The 235-nt window shown below is 58.7% G+C and carries 1 pseudogene; it reads right to left on the bottom strand.

The features are described 5' to 3' along the window. Positions 1-235, bottom strand: a pseudogene (gene secY / locus B4920_RS28020) (preprotein translocase subunit SecY); the annotation flags it as partial.

Here is a 235-nt window from a genome sequence, read left to right as displayed (position 1 = left end):
TGACAAGAGTGGACACAGTCACGAAGCGGAACATCAGGCCGGGATCAAGAACAAGACCCTGCTGCGATTCCAGCGCGACAGCGATGCCAAGACCCTGAAACAAGGCCAAGGCCAGCGTGCCGTAACGCGTGTACTGAGTAATCTTCCGACGGCCGCCCTCGCCTTCCTTCTTCAGCGCCTCCAGCTGCGGCGACGCAACGGTCAGCAGCTGCATGATGATCGACGCCGAAATATA

Source organism: Zoogloea sp. LCSB751, assembly GCF_002028455.1.
Lineage (GTDB): Bacteria > Pseudomonadota > Gammaproteobacteria > Burkholderiales > Rhodocyclaceae > Zoogloea.
The sequence above is the reverse complement of the archived record's forward strand: the minus strand, read 5'-3'. Positions and strand labels throughout refer to the sequence as shown.